General features: G+C 58.6%; 12 protein-coding genes and 3 tRNA genes. 1 reads left to right on the top strand and 14 read right to left on the bottom strand.

Annotated features, from left to right (window positions below; genetic code table 11):
- Positions 1-372: a 30S ribosomal protein S12 gene (gene rpsL / locus HMPREF2681_RS09220; RefSeq protein ID WP_005509887.1), complete on the bottom strand. Its 372-nt coding sequence runs from the start codon at positions 370-372 to the stop codon at positions 1-3.
- Between the two features lie 542 nt (positions 373-914).
- On the opposite strand from rpsL, the gene HMPREF2681_RS09215 reads away from it, so the two are divergent.
- Positions 915-1,562 (top strand): SDR family oxidoreductase, encoded by a 648-nt coding sequence (locus tag HMPREF2681_RS09215; RefSeq protein ID WP_016422051.1) that lies wholly within the window; start codon positions 915-917, stop codon positions 1,560-1,562.
- Positions 1,563-1,867: 305 nt separating this feature from the next.
- On the opposite strand, the gene HMPREF2681_RS09210 is transcribed toward HMPREF2681_RS09215, so the two are convergent.
- The 13 genes from HMPREF2681_RS09210 to HMPREF2681_RS09150 form a co-directional block, all read right to left on the bottom strand.
- Complete coding sequence (locus tag HMPREF2681_RS09210) at positions 1,868-5,839, bottom strand: DNA-directed RNA polymerase subunit beta' (RefSeq protein ID WP_016422050.1); 3,972 nt, start codon at positions 5,837-5,839, stop codon at positions 1,868-1,870.
- 147 nt (positions 5,840-5,986) lie between these two features.
- Positions 5,987-9,475, bottom strand: coding sequence for a DNA-directed RNA polymerase subunit beta (locus HMPREF2681_RS09205; protein ID WP_042388391.1), 3,489 nt, complete (start codon positions 9,473-9,475; stop codon positions 5,987-5,989).
- Between the two features lie 433 nt (positions 9,476-9,908).
- Positions 9,909-10,874 carry a cell envelope lipid trafficking protein PgfA gene (locus HMPREF2681_RS09200; RefSeq protein ID WP_042388387.1) on the bottom strand — a complete coding sequence of 322 codons (966 nt, stop codon included), beginning with the start codon at positions 10,872-10,874 and terminating at the stop codon, positions 9,909-9,911.
- 223 nt (positions 10,875-11,097) lie between these two features.
- Complete coding sequence (gene rplL / locus HMPREF2681_RS09195; protein ID WP_016422047.1) at positions 11,098-11,481, bottom strand: 50S ribosomal protein L7/L12; 384 nt, start codon at positions 11,479-11,481, stop codon at positions 11,098-11,100.
- Positions 11,482-11,605: 124 nt separating this feature from the next.
- Entirely contained in the window at positions 11,606-12,118 is a 513-nt protein-coding gene (rplJ, locus tag HMPREF2681_RS09190; RefSeq protein ID WP_016422046.1) for a 50S ribosomal protein L10, read from the bottom strand.
- A gap of 387 nt (positions 12,119-12,505) precedes the next feature.
- Entirely contained in the window at positions 12,506-13,138 is a 633-nt protein-coding gene (locus tag HMPREF2681_RS09185) for a hypothetical protein (RefSeq protein ID WP_042388383.1), read from the bottom strand.
- A 253-nt stretch (positions 13,139-13,391) separates the two neighbouring features.
- The gene (gene rplA / locus HMPREF2681_RS09180) at positions 13,392-14,096 is read right to left on the bottom strand and encodes a 50S ribosomal protein L1 (protein WP_016422044.1); all 705 of its coding nucleotides are present in this window, start codon (positions 14,094-14,096) and stop codon (positions 13,392-13,394) included.
- Between the two features lie 101 nt (positions 14,097-14,197).
- Positions 14,198-14,635, bottom strand: coding sequence for a 50S ribosomal protein L11 (gene rplK, locus HMPREF2681_RS09175; RefSeq protein ID WP_016422043.1), 438 nt, complete (start codon positions 14,633-14,635; stop codon positions 14,198-14,200).
- 338 nt (positions 14,636-14,973) lie between these two features.
- A complete protein-coding gene (gene nusG / locus HMPREF2681_RS09170) occupies positions 14,974-15,843 on the bottom strand; it encodes a transcription termination/antitermination protein NusG (RefSeq protein WP_070546900.1) in 870 nt (289 codons plus the stop codon).
- Between the two features lie 191 nt (positions 15,844-16,034).
- A complete protein-coding gene (secE, locus tag HMPREF2681_RS09165) occupies positions 16,035-16,343 on the bottom strand; it encodes a preprotein translocase subunit SecE (RefSeq protein ID WP_049170051.1) in 309 nt (102 codons plus the stop codon).
- 456 nt (positions 16,344-16,799) lie between these two features.
- Positions 16,800-16,872, bottom strand: a tRNA-Trp gene (locus HMPREF2681_RS09160).
- 103 nt (positions 16,873-16,975) lie between these two features.
- Positions 16,976-17,049 (bottom strand) — tRNA-Met (locus tag HMPREF2681_RS09155).
- Between the two features lie 39 nt (positions 17,050-17,088).
- Positions 17,089-17,161 (bottom strand) — tRNA-Thr (locus HMPREF2681_RS09150).
- Positions 17,162-17,531: the final 370 nt, after the last annotated feature.

Here is a 17,531-nt window from a genome sequence, read left to right as displayed (position 1 = left end):
TTACTTCTCCTTCTTTGCGCCGTAGCGGGAACGAGCCTGCTTGCGGTCCTTGACACCCTGGGTGTCGAGGGAACCACGGACGATCTTGTAGCGGACACCCGGGAGGTCCTTAACACGACCACCGCGAACGAGCACCATGGAGTGCTCCTGCAGGTTGTGGCCCTCACCCGGAATGTAAGCCGAAACCTCGATACCAGAGGTCAGACGAACACGAGCGACCTTACGAAGAGCCGAGTTCGGCTTCTTCGGGGTGGTGGTGTAAACACGGGTGCAAACGCCGCGGCGCTGAGGGGAACCCTTCAGAGCTGCGGTTGCAACCTTAGCCTTCTTGTCATGGCGGCCCTTGCGGACCAGCTGCTGAATAGTGGGCATGAAGCCTCTTTCTGTTTTCAATCCTCGCTGGACATTCTCACGACCGATGCCAACCGCAGCGGAGTAACCACCTTCCGTGTGAATGCATCACAAGAAAAGTTATTACTCATCCAGTGGTGAGCCCATCGGTTGAACGCAAGAAATGGAGGGATTTTGAACGTGCGAAACCCAGTCAGCCGCTCTCGCTGGCCTACTGGGTAATGTCTCAAGTTCCCAATTCTTTTCTGGGATCGTTGTATAACAGTACGCGAGCTGCGGGTTTAGTCCAAACACCCTGGTAATGGCCTATAAATTTCAAGCACTTTGAGCGCTTGTGGGCTTGGTGATCAAATTTTTGGGTGTTCAGCACGGCGCGCCTCGCCCCAAAAGACGCAGACGTTACTATGCCGGTTTGAATTGATAACTCGGCCAATTCTGCCGTCCGTTCGGTTTGCCCATAGTACTGTCCTGCATCAGCGCTGGAGAAACTTAATCGCCATGTTCACCACAGGCGAATGCCTTCTTCATTGCCAGCAGTGTACTGGCAGCGTATAGGTGGGGACATGTCTAAAAAGGTTATTGTCATTGGCGGCCACGGCAAGGTGGCCCAAATCTCTACTCCCCTACTTATCGACGATGGCTACGAGGTCACGTCTGTTATACGCAACCCCGACCAGGTTCCGGATATCGAGGCTCTCGGCGCCACACCAGCCGTTTACGACATCGCCAGTCTCTCGACCGAACAGTTTGCGGACCTTCTCAGCGCGCACGACGCTGTGATTTGGTCCGCCGGCGCTGGTGGAGGTTCACCAGAACGGACGTACGCGATCGACCGCGACGCAGCTATTACTTCGATTGCCGCAGCCGAGCAGGCTGGCGTTAAGCGCTACGTGATGGTCTCTTACTTTGGTGCGGGCCACGACCATGGCGTTCCAGAGGATCACAGCTTCTTTGCCTATGCCGAGTCCAAGGCTGCAGCCGACGAAGCGCTGCGCGCTTCAAACCTGGAATGGACCATTCTCGGCCCGAGTGCGCTCACGCTCAACGAGGGCCAGGATTCCATCGACACCACGGCGGACAAGGCAGGCGAGGTCGCTCGCGCGACCGTTGCCAATGTCATCGCGCAGGCCGTGTTCAACGAGGCTACCGTTGGTCGCATGATTAACTTCAACGAGGGCAACACCCCGATTGCAGAGGCTCTCAAGATGTAGAGGAGGGAGGTCGGGACGGAACCCCTAGGCCCTTCCTCCCCTGCCCCTTGCCTCTGTTCCTATCGCCTTTCTTCAGTCTCCAGCCGAGTTTTCCAGTTGGGTTGCCTCGACAAAGAAAAATCCTCCGGCACGACCGTGACGAACTAGCAACCCGCTAGTAAGCCACAACTGTGCCGGAGGATTTTTCCGGTTGCCACCTAACAGTTAGCGCACGAAGCCCCAACTGTCAGGCGAGGTGCTTTGCCAGACAGTGACCGAGGGAATTCTCCCGCTCCCCCCAGCCGCTGCCGCAAAGCTATTGATTTCTACTCGAAGGTTCCGATGTCATCCAGCGGAACTGCGGAACCGACCTGATCGATGCCGTAGGTGTCCTCGGCACCGTAGAAGCCCTCGCCGAAGGAAGCGAACGGGGCGGCTGCCTGGCGGGCAGCTTCCTCAGTCGGCTCAACCGTGATGTTGCGGTAGCGCGAGATACCCGTACCAGCCGGGATCAGCTTACCGATGATCACGTTCTCCTTCAGGCCGATGAGCTTATCCGAGCGCTTGTTGATAGCGGCGTCGGTAAGCACGCGCGTCGTCTCCTGGAAGGAGGCGGCGGACAGCCAGGACTCGGTGGCCAGCGATGCCTTGGTAATACCCATCAGCACGCGACGGCCTTCGATGACGCTGCCACCGGAGGCGACAATCTCGCGGTTCTTCGCCATGACCGTGGAGCGCTCGACCAGTGCACCTGGCAGCAGTTCGGAGTCACCTGGCTTAGACACAATCACGCGGCGCAGCATCTGGCTGACGATAACCTCGATGTGCTTGTCGTGAATGGCCACACCCTGATCACGGTAGACCGACTGGACTTCCTCGATGAGGTGGCGCTGGACGCCTCGGCGGCCCAGAACCTCGAGGACCTCGTGCGGATCGGCAGCGCCCTTGAGCAGCTGCTGACCCTTGACCACATGGTCACCATCGCGGATGGCGCGACGACGGCCATCGACAGTGATTTCAGCCAGGCCCTGACGCTTGGACAGCTTGTCGTAAACAACCTCGTCTTCGCTGTTGGCATCCGGGATGAGGGTGAGCGTGTAGAAGTGCTCGTCCTCCTCCAGGCGCACGCGACCGTTTTCGCGGACCAGCGGAGCCTTGTTCTTCGGCACGCGGGCCTCAAACAGCTCCTGGACACGCGGCAGACCACCGGTAATGTCGCCACCGACACCACCCTGGTGGAACGTACGCATGGTCAGCTGGGTACCCGGCTCACCAATGGACTGCGCAGCAACAATACCGACAGCCTCTCCGATGTCGACCAGCTTGCCGGTTGCCATCGAGCGACCGTAACACTTGGCACAGACACCGGTTGCGGTGGAACAGGTCAGAACCGAGCGGACCTTGACTTCCTTGACACCGTGGCTGAGAGCCAGGGTGATGTGGTCGTCGTTCAGGTCGGTGTCAGCCGCGATAAGGACATTGCCCTCAGCGTCGGTGACATCGGCTGCCAGCACACGAGCAATCGCGGCGGTCTCGACATACTTCGCACGACGGATCTCGCCGGTCGGGTTGCCGGCTGCGTCCAGAACATCCTCGCCGATCTCGACAATGACACCATCGTGGGTGCCACAGTCCTCTTCGCGAACGATGACGTCCTGCGCAACGTCGACCAGACGACGGGTCAGGTAACCCGAGTCAGCGGTACGAAGCGCGGTATCGGCCAGACCCTTACGGGAACCGTGCGAGTTGTTGAAGTACTCGAGAACCGACAGGCCTTCGCGGAAGGAGGTCTTAATCGGACGGGTGATGTATTCACCACGCGGGTTCGTAACCATACCCTTCATGCCGGCCAGCGAGTGAATCTGGCCCATGTTACCGGCAGCACCCGACTTCACGATCATCGGAATCGGATTGTCATCCGGGTACAGAGCCTCGACCTTTTCACCGACCTCAGCCGTCGCAGCCTTCCACAGGTTAACCAGCGACTCGTGACGCTCAGCAGCCGAGAGCTTACCGCGGCGGAACTTCTTCTCCACCGTGGCGGCCTTCTCTTCGTAGCCGTTTAGGATCTCCCGCTTGTTCGGGAGAACCAGCACGTCAGACATAGCAATGGTGACACCAGAACGGGTAGCCCAGTAGAAGCCAGCATCCTTGAGCTTGTCGACGGTCTGAGCGACCGTGATCATCGGGTACTTGGCAGCCAAGTCGTTGATGATCGCAGCCTGCGGCTTCTTAGCCATAACGCCTTCGACGTATGGGTAGTTCCACGGCAGCAGGTCGTTGAACATAACGCGGCCCAGCGTGGTCGAAGCCAGCCAGGTATCGCCCTTGTTCCAACCGTCTGGGAACTGCTCGGCCTCAATCTCGGCCGGCGGACGCAGGTGGCTGATGCGCACCTTAATCGGGCTCTGCAGACCAATTGCACCGCGGTCGTAAGCCATGATGGCCTCGGCCGGGCTGGTGTAAATACCCTGCTCCGGTGCGTCCTCGGTGGCATCCTGGTGGCCACCCGGCAGCTCCGGCTTCTCCAGCGTCAGGAAGTACAGGCCAGTGACCATATCCAGACGCGGCATAGCCAGCGGCTTACCGGAAGCCGGCGACAGAATGTTGTTCGAGGACAGCATCAGGACGCGAGCCTCGGCCTGTGCTTCAGCGGACAGCGGCAGGTGGACTGCCATCTGGTCACCGTCGAAGTCGGCGTTGAAAGCCTCACATGCCAGTGGGTGCAGCTGAATTGCCTTACCCTCAACCAGGACCGGCTCGAAAGCCTGAATACCCAGGCGGTGCAGCGTAGGTGCACGGTTCAGCAGGACCGGGTGTCCGGTAATGACATCTTCGAGGACGTCCCACACCTCTGGGCGCTGACGCTCAACCATGCGCTTCGCGCTCTTGATGTTCTGCGCGTAGCTCTTGGCCACGAGCTCCTTCATCACGAACGGCTTGAACAGCTCAAGTGCCATCAGCTTCGGCAGACCACACTGGTGCAGCTTCAGCTGCGGGCCGACGATAATAACCGAACGGCCGGAGTAGTCAACACGCTTACCCAGCAGGTTCTGACGGAAACGACCCTGCTTACCCTTGAGCAGGTCGCTCAGGGACTTCAGCGGGCGGTTACCCGGACCAGTGACCGGGCGGCCGCGACGTCCATTGTCGAACAGTGCGTCAACGGATTCCTGAAGCATGCGCTTCTCGTTGTTGACGATGATCTCCGGAGCGCCGAGGTCGATCATGCGCTTCAGGCGGTTGTTGCGGTTGATGACACGACGGTAGAGGTCGTTCAAGTCCGAGGTCGCAAAGCGGCCACCGTCGAGCTGCACCATCGGGCGCAGCTCCGGCGGAATCACCGGGATGCAGTCGAGCACCATAGCGGCTGGGTCGTTGCCGGACTGCAGGAATGCAGTGACAACCTTCAGGCGCTTGAGGGCGCGCATCTTCTTCTGACCCTTGCCGTCGCGAATAATCTCGCGCAGCTCCTCGGCCTCCTTGGCCAGGTCGAAGTTGCGGATCAGGGTCTGAATAGCCTCAGCACCCATACCACCGGTGAAGTAGTCCTCGTAGCGGTCGACGAGCTCGGTGTAAATACCCTCGTCGATAATCATCTGCTTCGGCTCGAGCTTGATGAAGGTGTTCCAAATCTCATCGAGACGATCCAGCTCGCGCTGGGCGCGCTCACGGATGTGGCGCATCTCGCGCTCGGCTGCAGACTGAACCTTCTTGCGGGCGTCAGCCTTGGCACCGGCTGCCTCGAGCTCAGCCAGATCCTCTTCCAGGGTCTGGGCGCGTTCGGCCAGCTCCTGGTCGCGGTCGTCCTCAACCAGCTTCTTGTCCACGAGCATGTCTGCTTCGAGGGTTTCCTGGTCGTTGTGGCGAGCCTCTTCATCCACAGAAGTGATGATGTTGGCAGCGAAGTAGATGATCTTTTCCAAATCCTTCGGAGCCAAATCGAGCAGGTAGCCGAGGCGAGACGGCACACCCTTGAAGTACCAGATGTGAGTGACCGGAGCGGCCAGCTCAATGTGGCCCATGCGCTCACGGCGAACCTTCGACTTGGTCACCTCAACGCCACAGCGTTCACAGATGATGCCCTTGAAGCGAACGCGCTTGTACTTACCACAAGCACACTCCCAGTCACGGGTCGGGCCGAAGATACGCTCACAGAAAAGGCCATCCTTTTCCGGCTTCAGCGTACGGTAGTTAATCGTCTCGGGCTTCTTGACCTCACCGCGAGACCAGCGGCGGATGTCGTCGGCGGTAGCGAGCCCAATCCGGAGCTCGTCAAAGTTGTTGACGTCGAGCACCTGTTTCCCTTTCCCTCCGCATCGAAGTAATGCGGAAACCAAATTCTCTGCGGAGGTTTTTGTACGTTGTCGTCTGTGTTGGGTTATTCGCGAGTTAGGGCTTCCCGACCCTGATACTCACGCAATGTTTCGTCGTTAAGCGAGAAACTATGCGGAGTCAGCGTCAGAACGCTCGTCGCGGGACAGGTTAATGCCGAGGGAAGCGGTCGCGTGGTCGAGTTCCTCATCGTCGGAGGAGCCCAACTCAACCGGAACGCCGTCGGCCGAAAGGACCTCAACGTTCAGGCAGAGCGACTGCAGTTCCTTCAGAAGCACCTTGAACGACTCCGGAATACCCGGATCCGGAATGTTGTCGCCCTTCACGATTGCCTCGTAGACCTTGACGCGGCCAACCACGTCATCGGACTTGATAGTGAGCAGCTCCTGCAGGGTGTAGGCAGCGCCGTATGCCTGCATTGCCCACACCTCCATCTCACCGAAGCGCTGACCACCGAACTGAGCCTTACCACCCAGCGGCTGCTGGGTAATCATGGAGTACGGACCGGTGGAACGAGCGTGAATCTTCTCGTCGACCAGGTGGTGCAGCTTCAGCATGTACATGTAGCCCACCGAAACCGGGAACGGGAACTTCTCGCCAGAGCGGCCGTCGAACAGCGTGGCCTTACCGTCAGCGTTGACCAGCACCTCGCCGTCACGGTTCGGGCGGGACGACGCGAGCAGACCAGCGAGCTCCTCGTTCTCAGCACCGTCGAACACTGGGGTTGCGACCAGGGAGTCGGACGGAACGTCGTGCAGGTCAGCCGGAAGACGCTTAGCCCAATCCGGGTCGCCCTCAATGCTCCAGCCGGCCTTCGCCAGCCAGCCGAGGTGAACCTCGAGGACCTGGCCGATGTTCATACGACGCGGAACACCGTGGGTGTTCAGAATGATGTCGACCGGGGTGCCGTCCGGCAGGAACGGCATATCCTCCTGCGGCAGGATCTTGCCGATAACACCCTTGTTACCGTGGCGACCTGCCATCTTGTCGCCGTCCTGAATCTTGCGCTTCTGCGCAACGTAGACGCGGACCATCTCGTTGACACCCGGTGCCAGGTCGTCATCGTCTTCACGGGAGAAGACGCGGACGCCGATGACCTTGCCGGACTCACCGTGCGGAACACGCATGGAGGTGTCACGGACCTCGCGGGACTTCTCGCCGAAGATAGCGCGCAGCAGGCGCTCCTCCGGAGTCAGCTCAGTCTCGCCCTTCGGCGTGGTCTTAGCGACCAGGATGTCACCGTCGCGAACGTCGGCACCGATGCGGACGATACCGCGGTCATCCAGATCCTTCAGCATCTCCTCGGATGCGTTCGGGATGTCACGGGTGATTTCCTCCGGACCCAGCTTGGTGTCGCGGGCATCAATCTCATGCTCCTCGATGTGAATCGAGGTCAGGATGTCCTCCTCAACCATGCGCTGGTTCAGGATGATGGCGTCCTCGTAGTTGTGTCCTTCCCACGGCATGAATGCCACGAGCAGGTTCTTACCAAGTGCCATCTCACCGTTGTCGGTACCCGGACCATCAGCGATGACCTGGCCGGCCTCAACACGCTGGCCTTCGTCAACCAGTGGCTTCTGGTTGTAGCAGGTGCCCTGGTTGGTGCGTTCGAACTTGCGCAGCAGGTAGGTGTGGCGCTGGCCCTCATCGTCCATGATGGTGATGAAGTCTGCCGACACCGTCTCGACCACACCGGTGGCCGAAGCGACAATGACATCGCCGGCGTCGTAAGCAGCACGCTGCTCCATACCGGTACCGACGAACGGAGCCTCCGAACGCAGCAGCGGCACAGCCTGACGCTGCATGTTCGCACCCATCAGGGCACGGTTAGCGTCGTCGTGCTCGAGGAACGGAATCATGGCGGTAGCCACGGAGACCATCTGACGCGGGGAAACATCGAGGTAGTCGACCTCATCGGCGCGGACGGACTCGACGTCACCACCCTTCTTACGAACAGACAGGGTCTCCTGAACGAAGTGGCCGTTCTCGTCGATCGGGGTGTTGGCCTGCGCGACGACGTAGCGGTCTTCCTCATCAGCGGTGAGGTAGTCGACCTCGTCGGTGATGACACCATCGCGGACGCGACGGTACGGAGTCTCAATGAAACCGAACGGGTTCACGCGTGCGTAGCAGGACAGCGAACCAATCAGGCCAATGTTCGGACCCTCTGGGGTCTCAATTGGACACATGCGACCGTAGTGGGACGGGTGAACGTCTCGAACCTCAAGGCCAGCACGGTCACGGGTCAGACCACCCGGGCCCAGTGCGGACAGACGACGCTTGTGGGTCAGGCCCGACAGCGAGTTGTTCTGGTCCATGAACTGGGACAGCTGGGAAGTACCGAAGAACTCACGGATAGCCGCGGAAACCGGGCGCACGTTAATCAGGGTGGTCGGCTGGATCGACTCCACGTCCTGAGTGGTCATGCGCTCACGAACCACGCGTTCCATGCGGGACAGACCCACGCGGACCTGGTTCTGAATCAGCTCGCCTACGGTACGCAGACGACGGTTACCGAAGTGGTCGATATCGTCGGTCTCAACCGGGATTTCGACGCCTTCCGGCGAGGTCATAACATTCTCGCCGTCGTGCAGACGCACGAGGTATTCGATGGTGGTAGCAATATCCTGCTCGGTCAGAACCATCTCGCCGGAGGCATCAGCGCCCAGGCCCAGCTTGCGGTTGACCTTGTAGCGACCGACCTTAGCCAGGTCGTAGCGCTTCGGTTTGAAGAAGTTGTTCTCCAGCAGAGCCAGCGCGGACTCGCGCGTCGGCGGCTCACCCGGGCGCTGCTTGCGGTAAATCTCCAGCAGGGCCTCGTCGGTGTTTGCAACACCGTCCTTCTCCAGGGTGGCCATCATGATCTCAGAGAAGCCGAAGCGCTCCTTGATCTCCTCGGTGGTCCAGCCGAAAGCCTTCAGCAGAACCGTGACCGGCTGGCGACGCTTACGGTCAATACGAACGCCGACGGTGTCCCGCTTGTCGACGTCGAACTCCAGCCACGCACCGCGCGACGGAATAATCTTCACCGAGTGCAGCGGGCGCTCGGTGGACTTGTCGATGGTCTCATCGAAGTAGACGCCCGGAGAGCGCACCAGCTGAGAAACAACGACACGCTCAGTTCCGTTGACGATGAACGTACCCTTGTCCGTCATCATCGGGAAGTCACCGATGAAGACGGTCTGGCTCTTGATCTCACCGGTCTCGCGGTTGGTGAACTCCGCGGTGACGTAGAGGGGAGCCGAGTAGTTGATGTCCTTATCCTTGGACTCATCCACGGTGTTCTTGACGGAGTCGAACCATGGGTCCGACAGCGTCAGGGACATCTTCTGGGAGTAGTCCTCGATCGGAGAGAGCTCTTCTAGAATATCTTCGAGACCGCTGGTAACCCGAGCGTCTTCTCCGAGCTCCTCCTGGCGACGAGCACGCCACTCAGGCGTGCCAATGAGCCATGCGAAAGACTCACGCTGCAGGTCGAGCAGACCAGGAACCGCAATCGGCTCCTGAATCTTTGCAAACGAGTACCTCTTCGAAGCTCCGGGAATACCGGTTACTGCCTTGGTCTGGCGGGAGACTGCCAAGATGCGTCCTTCCAGCACCTCACGCGGTGGAGCACACCGGCAACCGGTGGTGCGCTCCGCCCGCTTGGTTTATACGCGATTCAAGTTGCAGGAATTATTTCTGTTGCGCACCGGGATACTTTGCGTCTAACCTTTGGTCACACACGAAAGTGATTCCCCCGCCACTTGGCCTCCAAGACCAGCCTTTAAAGGCGAGCCCCCGAGCCCTAACGGCGGCGTCGCAGCAACTCCTTTAACAGCTAGATGCACGAAAAACGGTGCTACATAATAGCCCCGCGCTCCGAGCGCAAACTATAAAAGAGCTGGCGACAGATACACTAATTCCAGCGCAACGATTTAGCCTATATCAAAAACTGGCAGTTGTCTAGTACAACTTGACAAATCGGGCGTGTCGCATTCACCCGTTACCGATATAACGATGAGGCCTGGGCGCTATGGCCGTCGTAAAGCGTTACTCTGTTTTACGACGGGTCGAAGGACGCACGATACCCACGATTGCGATGAATACCAGAATCGAACCGGACGCAATGAGGCCGATTGACCACGGCTCTAGAGCTGGGCGCTGGAAATTCTGTATTGCGCCAAAGAGAAGCTGATTGGAAAGGCCTTCGTCCATCTTGCCGTTGAAGCGCAGGTAGTCCATGATCGGCTCGCCATCGCGGGTCTCCCACCAAAGGTGGATGTCCTCGGCCATATCGATGACCGAGCCAGACTTGGGCTCAACCCACAAATCACGGGTGCCCTGGTACTGGAGGAAGCCGGACTTGTCATCCTGGGTTAGCTGAGAGACGTAAGAACGGTACTTCTGGGCGAGATTCGTCTTCTCAATGTCCTGACGGAAATGCAGGACACGGTTACCGCCGCGCTCCTCTTCCCCGACAAACTTTGCCGGCAAGGAATCGTGGAGGAGATCATCAAAGATCAGGTATTCCTTTTCCTCCGTGTCGGCCGGAAGCTTCACCCAGTTCCCCTCGAAAGCCACTGACCGTGGAACGCCTGCCATGCGGTCGACAAGCGTCGCAGGAGCCAGCGCCTCGCCAGTGAGGCGGTCGATGGTAACTGTCCAGATATTGGCCTCGATAAGCTCCGTCAGCGGGTCGGTGCCTATGACCTCAGGGGGAAGCTCACGCATTTCAGTCACACCGACACGGAGCGAAACCTTGTCCGCATCCGCGGGTTCGATGAGCACGCCATGGAGCTGTCGCTGCAGCGGCGAGTGCACTTCCTCCCGCTTGCCCTCTTCGTTAATCCTGGTGGATACGCCGTCTTCCGCCCGCAGGGTATACGACACCGGCGGCAGGTCAAGCGGCATTTTGGGATCAACATTGAGCACTTTGGGCAGCAAAATGCCAGCAGCAAGCAGTGCGGTGCCTAGACCCAACAGAAGGATAGACAAAATTCTCGGCCGTGAGAGCATGTTAGATACTTTACAGGCCAATAAGGGTAATCAAGACAATGAGTGGGCTGGTTTTTGCCTCAACTCCCTGTGACGGGTGAGATTAGTGAGGTTTTGCCCGGGTCAGGTGGGTTAGCAAAGGCCCCAGATACAAAAGAACCGCCAACCCCGGGCACGAAGCCCAGAACTGGCGGTCAGAATTGGTAGCTTTAGGCCACTACCGGGGCCGAGGCAAGTAATTGAATTACTTGAGGGCAACCTTTGCGCCAGCCTCTTCCAGCTTAGCCTTAGCAGCCTCAGCGTCGTCCTTGGAAGCACCCTCCAGGATAGCCTTCGGAGCGGACTCAACCATCTCCTTAGCCTCCTTCAGGCCCAGGCCGGAGACGATCTCACGGACAGCCTTAATAACGCCGATCTTCTTAGCGCCAGCGTCCTCGAGGACGACGTCGAACTCGTCCTTCTCCTCAGCAGCAGCCTCGCCGCCAGCAGCGCCTGCAGCAGCAACTGCAACCGGAGCAGCAGCGGTGACGTCGAACTCTTCCTCGAAAGCCTTCTTGAACTCGGTGAGCTCAACGAGGGTCATTTCCTTGAAAGCCTCGAGCAGTTCCTCAGTGGTGTACTTAGCCATGGATATTCTCCTATGAGTGTGGTGCGGCCGCTCCCCTCAGAGATCCCTGGGGTCGAAGCCGTCAAAGTGATATTGAAAAGTTTTTCGCGTGATTTAGTTCGCGTAGATCGCGAGCCGCTCGGGATTACTTCTTTTCCTCGAGTGCCGCAGCAAGGCGGGCAACCGAGGAGGTCGGAGCGTCGAGCAGGCCAGCGACGTTCGCCAGAACGCCGTTGAAGGCACCAGCCAGCTTTGCCAGCGTGGTCTCACGGTTATCCATATCCGCAAGAGCCTCGAACTGTGCTGCATCCATTGCAGCACCGTCCATGTAGCCGCCCTTGATCACGAGGTTCTTGTTGTCACCGGCGAACTTCTTAATCGCCTTAGCCGCATCCACAGCCTCGCCCTTGATGAAGGCGACTGCAGTCGGGCCGTTCAGGTGCTCATCAAGACCCTCAATCCCTGCCTCGTCGGCAGCGATCTTGATCATGGTGTTCTTGGCGACGGAGTACTTAACATCAGCACCGAGGGCGCGACGCAGTTCCGTGATTTCCGCAACGGACAGGCCGCGGTACTCAGTCAGCACGATAGCGTTGGACTCTTCAACGTCCTGCTTCAGCGCTGCAACAGCTGCAATCTTCTCAGCATTTGCTGCCATGTGTACTCTCGCCTCCTTCCTGGTCTTTGCAATTTTCCGCTCGGCCAAGTGAAGGATTCTTTTGCGCAAATACAACAAACGCCCCAATCCTCGCACAAGGATGGGGCGCACAATTCTTGTGGCGTGTTCCACTTCAACTCCGCCAACCCCAAGGCCAGCAGGTGAAGTCAAACTGCGCAAGCGCTTCCAAGTCCTCCTGCGTGGGCCGCTCACTGTATTCCTACAATGAAACCTTCAATCCGCTTCTTTCAAAGCGAATGACCGACGGTCTTCGGTGAAACTTGAGTACCAACCTCCATCTTCCCAACTCGATGTTGGTACCGATTGGAAGCCGGTCAAACTTCGTGAAGAAACTTTATACCAGACCCTGGCAATTAACCAAATCGCCTATCCAAACCGCGCCGCACCTGGCTCTCCGAAGCGGCCGAACTCCAGGTCCTTCTCACGTTGCTGGACAATCATCTCGAGCTCGGCAAAGTACGCATTCAGGTTGTCGTCGGCAAGCCAGAGCACTTGGTCGGCGTAGTCGAGCACCACGCGCACCATGTCGTCGGGATGTGCGTCCAATCTGGCGGCGTCGAGAATATCCACGGTGAGTGTCAGTGCCACGCGCACAACCGGCGGGATCTGCGATGCCAGGCACTGCTGCGCCACGACATTGCGCAGCTCGACGGCCTCCATCCGCGCGATGATGCGCAACAGCCGCACGACCACGACCTGCGCCGCCCGAGCTTGCAGAGCTTCCTCCTCACTCATCCCCGGAAGCACCACAGAGTCCTGGATATTGCGGCGAAGGACCTCAGCTACGCGCTCGTCCTCCCCTAGCCCCGTCAGTACCTCGCCCAGCAGAGTCTGTCCCGCGATGCGCAGGCAGGGCATGTCATAGGCGTCGTCGCCCAACGAGTCGAGATACGAGATGAGCTGCGATTCAATAATTCCGGAACCGTCGTCGAGCTGCGCCAGGCGATTAATCTCGCCGAGCGCCTCCAGCCCTTCTTCGGGTTCCAAAATTAACGTCATAGTCGCGATTTTAAGCAACAAACTTTGGCTGTGAGTCCATTTCGCCTGGATTAGTTGTTTGGATTAGCAATTCGCTTTACGACGTCTACCGCGCCCAAGCCCCCACCGCGCTATCGATACCCCTTATGCCAATGCAAAACCGCCACCTCACACACTCTGGAAAGTGCGCGCGGCGGCGGTTTTAAAGAGCTTTGCTCAGAGTCACTCTCGAGTGACTCGTGAAGAGCACACTCGCCTATCGGCTGATGCTGATTTAGGCGGTGTAGTCCTTGATCACACTGGTGTCAACCGGGATGCCCGGGCCGTTGGTGGCGGAGACGGTGATCTTCTTCAGGTACTTACCCTTAGCAGCGGACGGCTTGAGGCGCATCAGCTCGTCGATAAGCGCACCGTAGTTCTCGGCCAGCTTCTCAGCGTCGAAGGAAGCCTTACCGATAACAGCCTGCAGGTTTGCAGCCTTGTCAACGCGGAAGGAAATCTTACCGCCCTTGATCTCGGTGACAGCCTTAGCGACATCCGGGGTAACGGTGCCGGTCTTCGGGTTCGGCATCAGACCACGCGGGCCGAGGATGCGAGCCACGCGACCAACCTTGGCCATCTGGTCCGGGGTAGCGATAGCAGCGTCGAAGTCGGTCCAACCGCCCTGAATCTTCTCGATCAGCTCCTCGGAGCCAACGAAGTCAGCGCCAGCCTCTTCAGCCTTGGTGGCGTTCTCGCCAGCAGCGAAGACGACAACGCGGACGGTCTTACCGGTACCGTTCGGCAGGGAGACAGTGCCGCGAACCAGCTGGTCAGCCTTGCGCGGGTCAACGCCCAGGCGGATGGCGACGTCGATGGTGGCGTCGTAGTTCTTGGAGGAGGTCTCCTTGGCCAGGTTAGCGGCCTCGAGCGGAGAGTAGATGCGGCCGGCGTCGATCTTCTCGGCGGCGGCGCGGTATGCCTTAGAGTTCTTGCTCATGAAAAGTCCAATCTCAATTAAGTGAAATGGTTGGATTGTGGTGTGTAGCGGGCCGAAGCTGGCCCTACCACTTGATGAAGGTGCAGCTAAACGCTGACGGTTTACTTAGCGCCCTCGACGGTGATGCCCATAGAACGAGCGGTACCGGCGATGATGCGTGCACCCATCTCGATGTCGTTAGCGTTCAGGTCCGGCTTCTTCAGCTCGGCGATTTCCTTGCACTGCTCCCAGGTCACGGAACCGACCTTGTTGGTGTGCGGAACGCCAGAGCCCTTCTGGATGCCAGCGGCCTTCAGCAGCAGCTTAGCTGCCGGCGGGGTCTTCAGAACGAAGGTGAAGGAGCGGTCTTCGTAGACAGAGATTTCAACCGGGACAACGTTGCCACGCTGGTTCTCAGTTGCTGCGTTGTAAGCCTTGCAGAACTCCATGATGTTGACACCATGAGCACCCAGTGCCGGACCAACCGGCGGAGCCGGGTTAGCCTGACCAGCCTGAATCTGCAGCTTAATAATCGCAGAAAGCTTCTTCTTCGGAGCCATCGGATTAACCTACTTCCTAGTTACCGGGGCACGCCGCCCCGATGAAAAGGCGACTCACCCCGTCCGGATGCCGACGCTTTACGACGACCCTTGCGCCCTCGACCATCATGGCCGCTGGCGCTGGTCATCGAGTTGGTGCCAGCCACCGGGGATACGAATTACTTGGCGCATCTGTGCTCAAGGCACAAAAATGCACGCCTGGCTACGTTACCGCAGCGTATGGCGTGCATCAAAATCCGTTACCGGATTGGTTGCGCGAGCGAGCTAGCTGGTGCCTTGCTCGGCGCTTGGCTTGGCGGTGCTCTCCGCTTGGCTCTGCGCCTGGCTTGAGGTCGGGCCTAGTTCAGCTTCTCGACCTCATCGATGCCCAGCTCGACCGGGGTCTCACGGCCGAAGATGGAAACCAGAGCCTTCATGCGGCCGGTGTCCGGGTCGATCTCGGAGATGGTCGCAGCCACAGATGCGAACGGACCGGACAGGATGGTGACGGACTCGCCGACCTCATAGTCGATGGCGACGGCCTTCTTCTCCGCCTGCGGCGCCGCTGCGACAGCCAGCTCACCGTCGGCATTTGCAGCTTCTTCAGCGGCGTCCGCGGTGATGGTCTCCTTCGGCATGAGGAACTTAGCGACCTCGCGAATCTTGACCTTGGACGGCTGGCCCTCGCTACCGACGAAGGAAGTAACACCCGGGGTGTCGCGGACGACGGACCAGGACGGGTCATCCAGGCTCATACGAACCAGAACGTAGCCCGGCAGCAGCTTGCGCTTAACGATCTTCTTCTTGCCGTCGTCCTTGCGCTCTTCGACTTCCTCAACCGGAACGATGACCTCGTGGATCTGCTCATCGACACCCATGGTCTGGGCGCGCATTTCCAGGTTGGTCTTCACCTTGTTCTCGTAGCCGGAGTAGCACTGGATGATGTACCAGTCGCCCGGACGACGCTTGAGCTCACGCTGGAACTCGCGCAGGCGCTTACGGTACTCGGCATCTGCGTCAGCAGCTGCCTGTGCCTCAGCGTCAGCGGCAGTCTCCTCTGCCGGCGCTGCTTCTGCTGCAGCAGTGTCAGCTGCGGCTGCGTCGGCTGCGGCTGCGACTGCACCCTCGGCCGAAGCTTCTACCTGAGCCGGTGCGTCCTGCGCATCCTGCTCAGTTGCGGCAGCATCCGCGGACTGGGCGTCGGAGAAAATATTCTGACCATCATTCATGTCGTGCTAACCCCTCTTGTATCTACATCAACGGTTCGCGACATTGGCATCTTCGCCTAAAGAGTCCTAAGAGCCAATATGCCATCCGCAATCACTTCGCACAGCCAGACACCAGCTGCGCTAACGAATAATCCCGCCGTCCGGAACTCGGAGGCGGGATGAAAAGCATCACTGCGAAACAGTATAACCGATTACTTACCCAACACCGATCGGACACCCAGACCGGCCAGCGTGTCCACACCCCACACGAGAACGATCATGGCAATCAAGAACAGAATCACGATGATGCTGTAGGTGACCATCTGGCGGCCGGTCGGCCAAATCACCTTGCGCAGCTCGTCAACAACCTGCTTGATGAAAACCAAAGGGTTACGAGTCGAAAGCTCGTTGGTCTCCTTCTCACGCGCAGGCTTCTTCGCCACGGTGGTCTGCGCGCCCGTCGCCTGGCGCTTACCGGACGGGCGAGCCGCCGCCTGGAAAGTCTGGTTTTCCTCAGACACGATGCTCCTTCGCTACTTCGTGCATATGAGACCTAAAGATACTGCACAGTGAAACTCAAACGTGAATTCTTCAAGGGCAAACTCCGGGGAAGTTCTCCGGAGCCAAGCCCCCACTGTGCAGAGCAAGTCTGGTTCAGTGCGTAAATTCTAGCCGATAATCCACACTATCGAAGAAATGCCCTTCGTGGGAACCGCAGGCTTCGAGATTCGATTCTGACAACCCCAAAGAGCTACGGGCTGCTAGCTCGGTCTGCTCGCTGGGGCTGCTCGCTTGGGGATGCGAACTTGGGGCTGCAAATGTGAAACTGTATGGGTTTATGACACTTTCAAGCCATTTTTCGGGCTGTTTTTGTCATAAACGCAGTCAGTAACTCGCATTGCCCCACCGCCACCGAACATAAACGAAAAACCCGCCACCCAGACACATTTTCATACGCCCTGGATGACGGGTACTTGCAGGGGCGACAGGACTCGAACCTGCAACCTGCGGTTTTGGAGACCGCTGCTCTACCAATTGAGCCACGCCCCTTCACCACCAGCGAAAGAACTTCTCAGTCCTTAGCTGACAATGTCCCACCTTACTGCATTGCTGCATAATCAAGGCGGGGTTCGACGAACATCACTGTCCGTAGTAGCGATGGGGGGGATCGAACCCCCGACCTCACGATTATGAGTCGTGCGCTCTCACCATCTGAGCTACATCGCCCCTATTCTCTACCGGACATAAGTCCGTATAAAAGAACAGAGCCCCCTGACAGAATCGAACTGTCGACCTTTTCCTTACCATGGAAACGCTCTGCCGACTGAGCTAAGGGGGCATCAGCATCCGTTAAACCCAGCACGTAACTCTGTGGCCAATTGTTGACCGCTTCGTTTCGCTCTGTGCTCTCCGTGAAGCCTTGCAAAGATTAACCCGAAATCACCACTAAGCACAAATCAGCAGGTAGGCAGTGGTATTTCTTGTCACGTTTGCAGACATTTGGCGCGCACTTATGGATAATCTATTCACTTATCGATGAGCCCCAGCGGAACCATAAGTGAATAGCTCATCGATGAGTGGCTGACCTCTAACTCGAGCCTCTAACTCGAGCCCCTGCCCCCGCTTAATCCAGAGCCCCTCACTCGAGCCCCTACCCCAAACCCCCGCCCCGCATCCCCGGGTTAAGTAAAGAAAAGTGTGTCCGCATG

This window comes from Corynebacterium sp. HMSC064H12 (assembly GCF_001809925.1).
GTDB classification, from domain to species: Bacteria; Actinomycetota; Actinomycetes; order Mycobacteriales; family Mycobacteriaceae; genus Corynebacterium; species Corynebacterium jeikeium_D.
This window is presented reverse-complemented; position numbering and strand designations above follow the sequence as displayed.

Coding starts and splice junctions, on each gene's coding strand:
- rpsL (WP_005509887.1), bottom strand. CDS start 372: ATGCCCACTATTCAGCAGCTGGTCCGCAAGGGCCGCCATGACAAGAAG.
- HMPREF2681_RS09215 (WP_016422051.1), top strand. CDS start 915: ATGTCTAAAAAGGTTATTGTCATTGGCGGCCACGGCAAGGTGGCCCAA.
- HMPREF2681_RS09200 (WP_042388387.1), bottom strand. CDS start 10,874: ATGCTCTCACGGCCGAGAATTTTGTCTATCCTTCTGTTGGGTCTAGGC.
- rplL (WP_016422047.1), bottom strand. CDS start 11,481: ATGGCTAAGTACACCACTGAGGAACTGCTCGAGGCTTTCAAGGAAATG.
- rplJ (WP_016422046.1), bottom strand. CDS start 12,118: ATGGCAGCAAATGCTGAGAAGATTGCAGCTGTTGCAGCGCTGAAGCAG.
- HMPREF2681_RS09185 (WP_042388383.1), bottom strand. CDS start 13,138: ATGACGTTAATTTTGGAACCCGAAGAAGGGCTGGAGGCGCTCGGCGAG.
- rplA (WP_016422044.1), bottom strand. CDS start 14,096: ATGAGCAAGAACTCTAAGGCATACCGCGCCGCCGCCGAGAAGATCGAC.
- rplK (WP_016422043.1), bottom strand. CDS start 14,635: ATGGCTCCGAAGAAGAAGCTTTCTGCGATTATTAAGCTGCAGATTCAG.
- nusG (WP_070546900.1), bottom strand. CDS start 15,843: ATGAATGATGGTCAGAATATTTTCTCCGACGCCCAGTCCGCGGATGCT.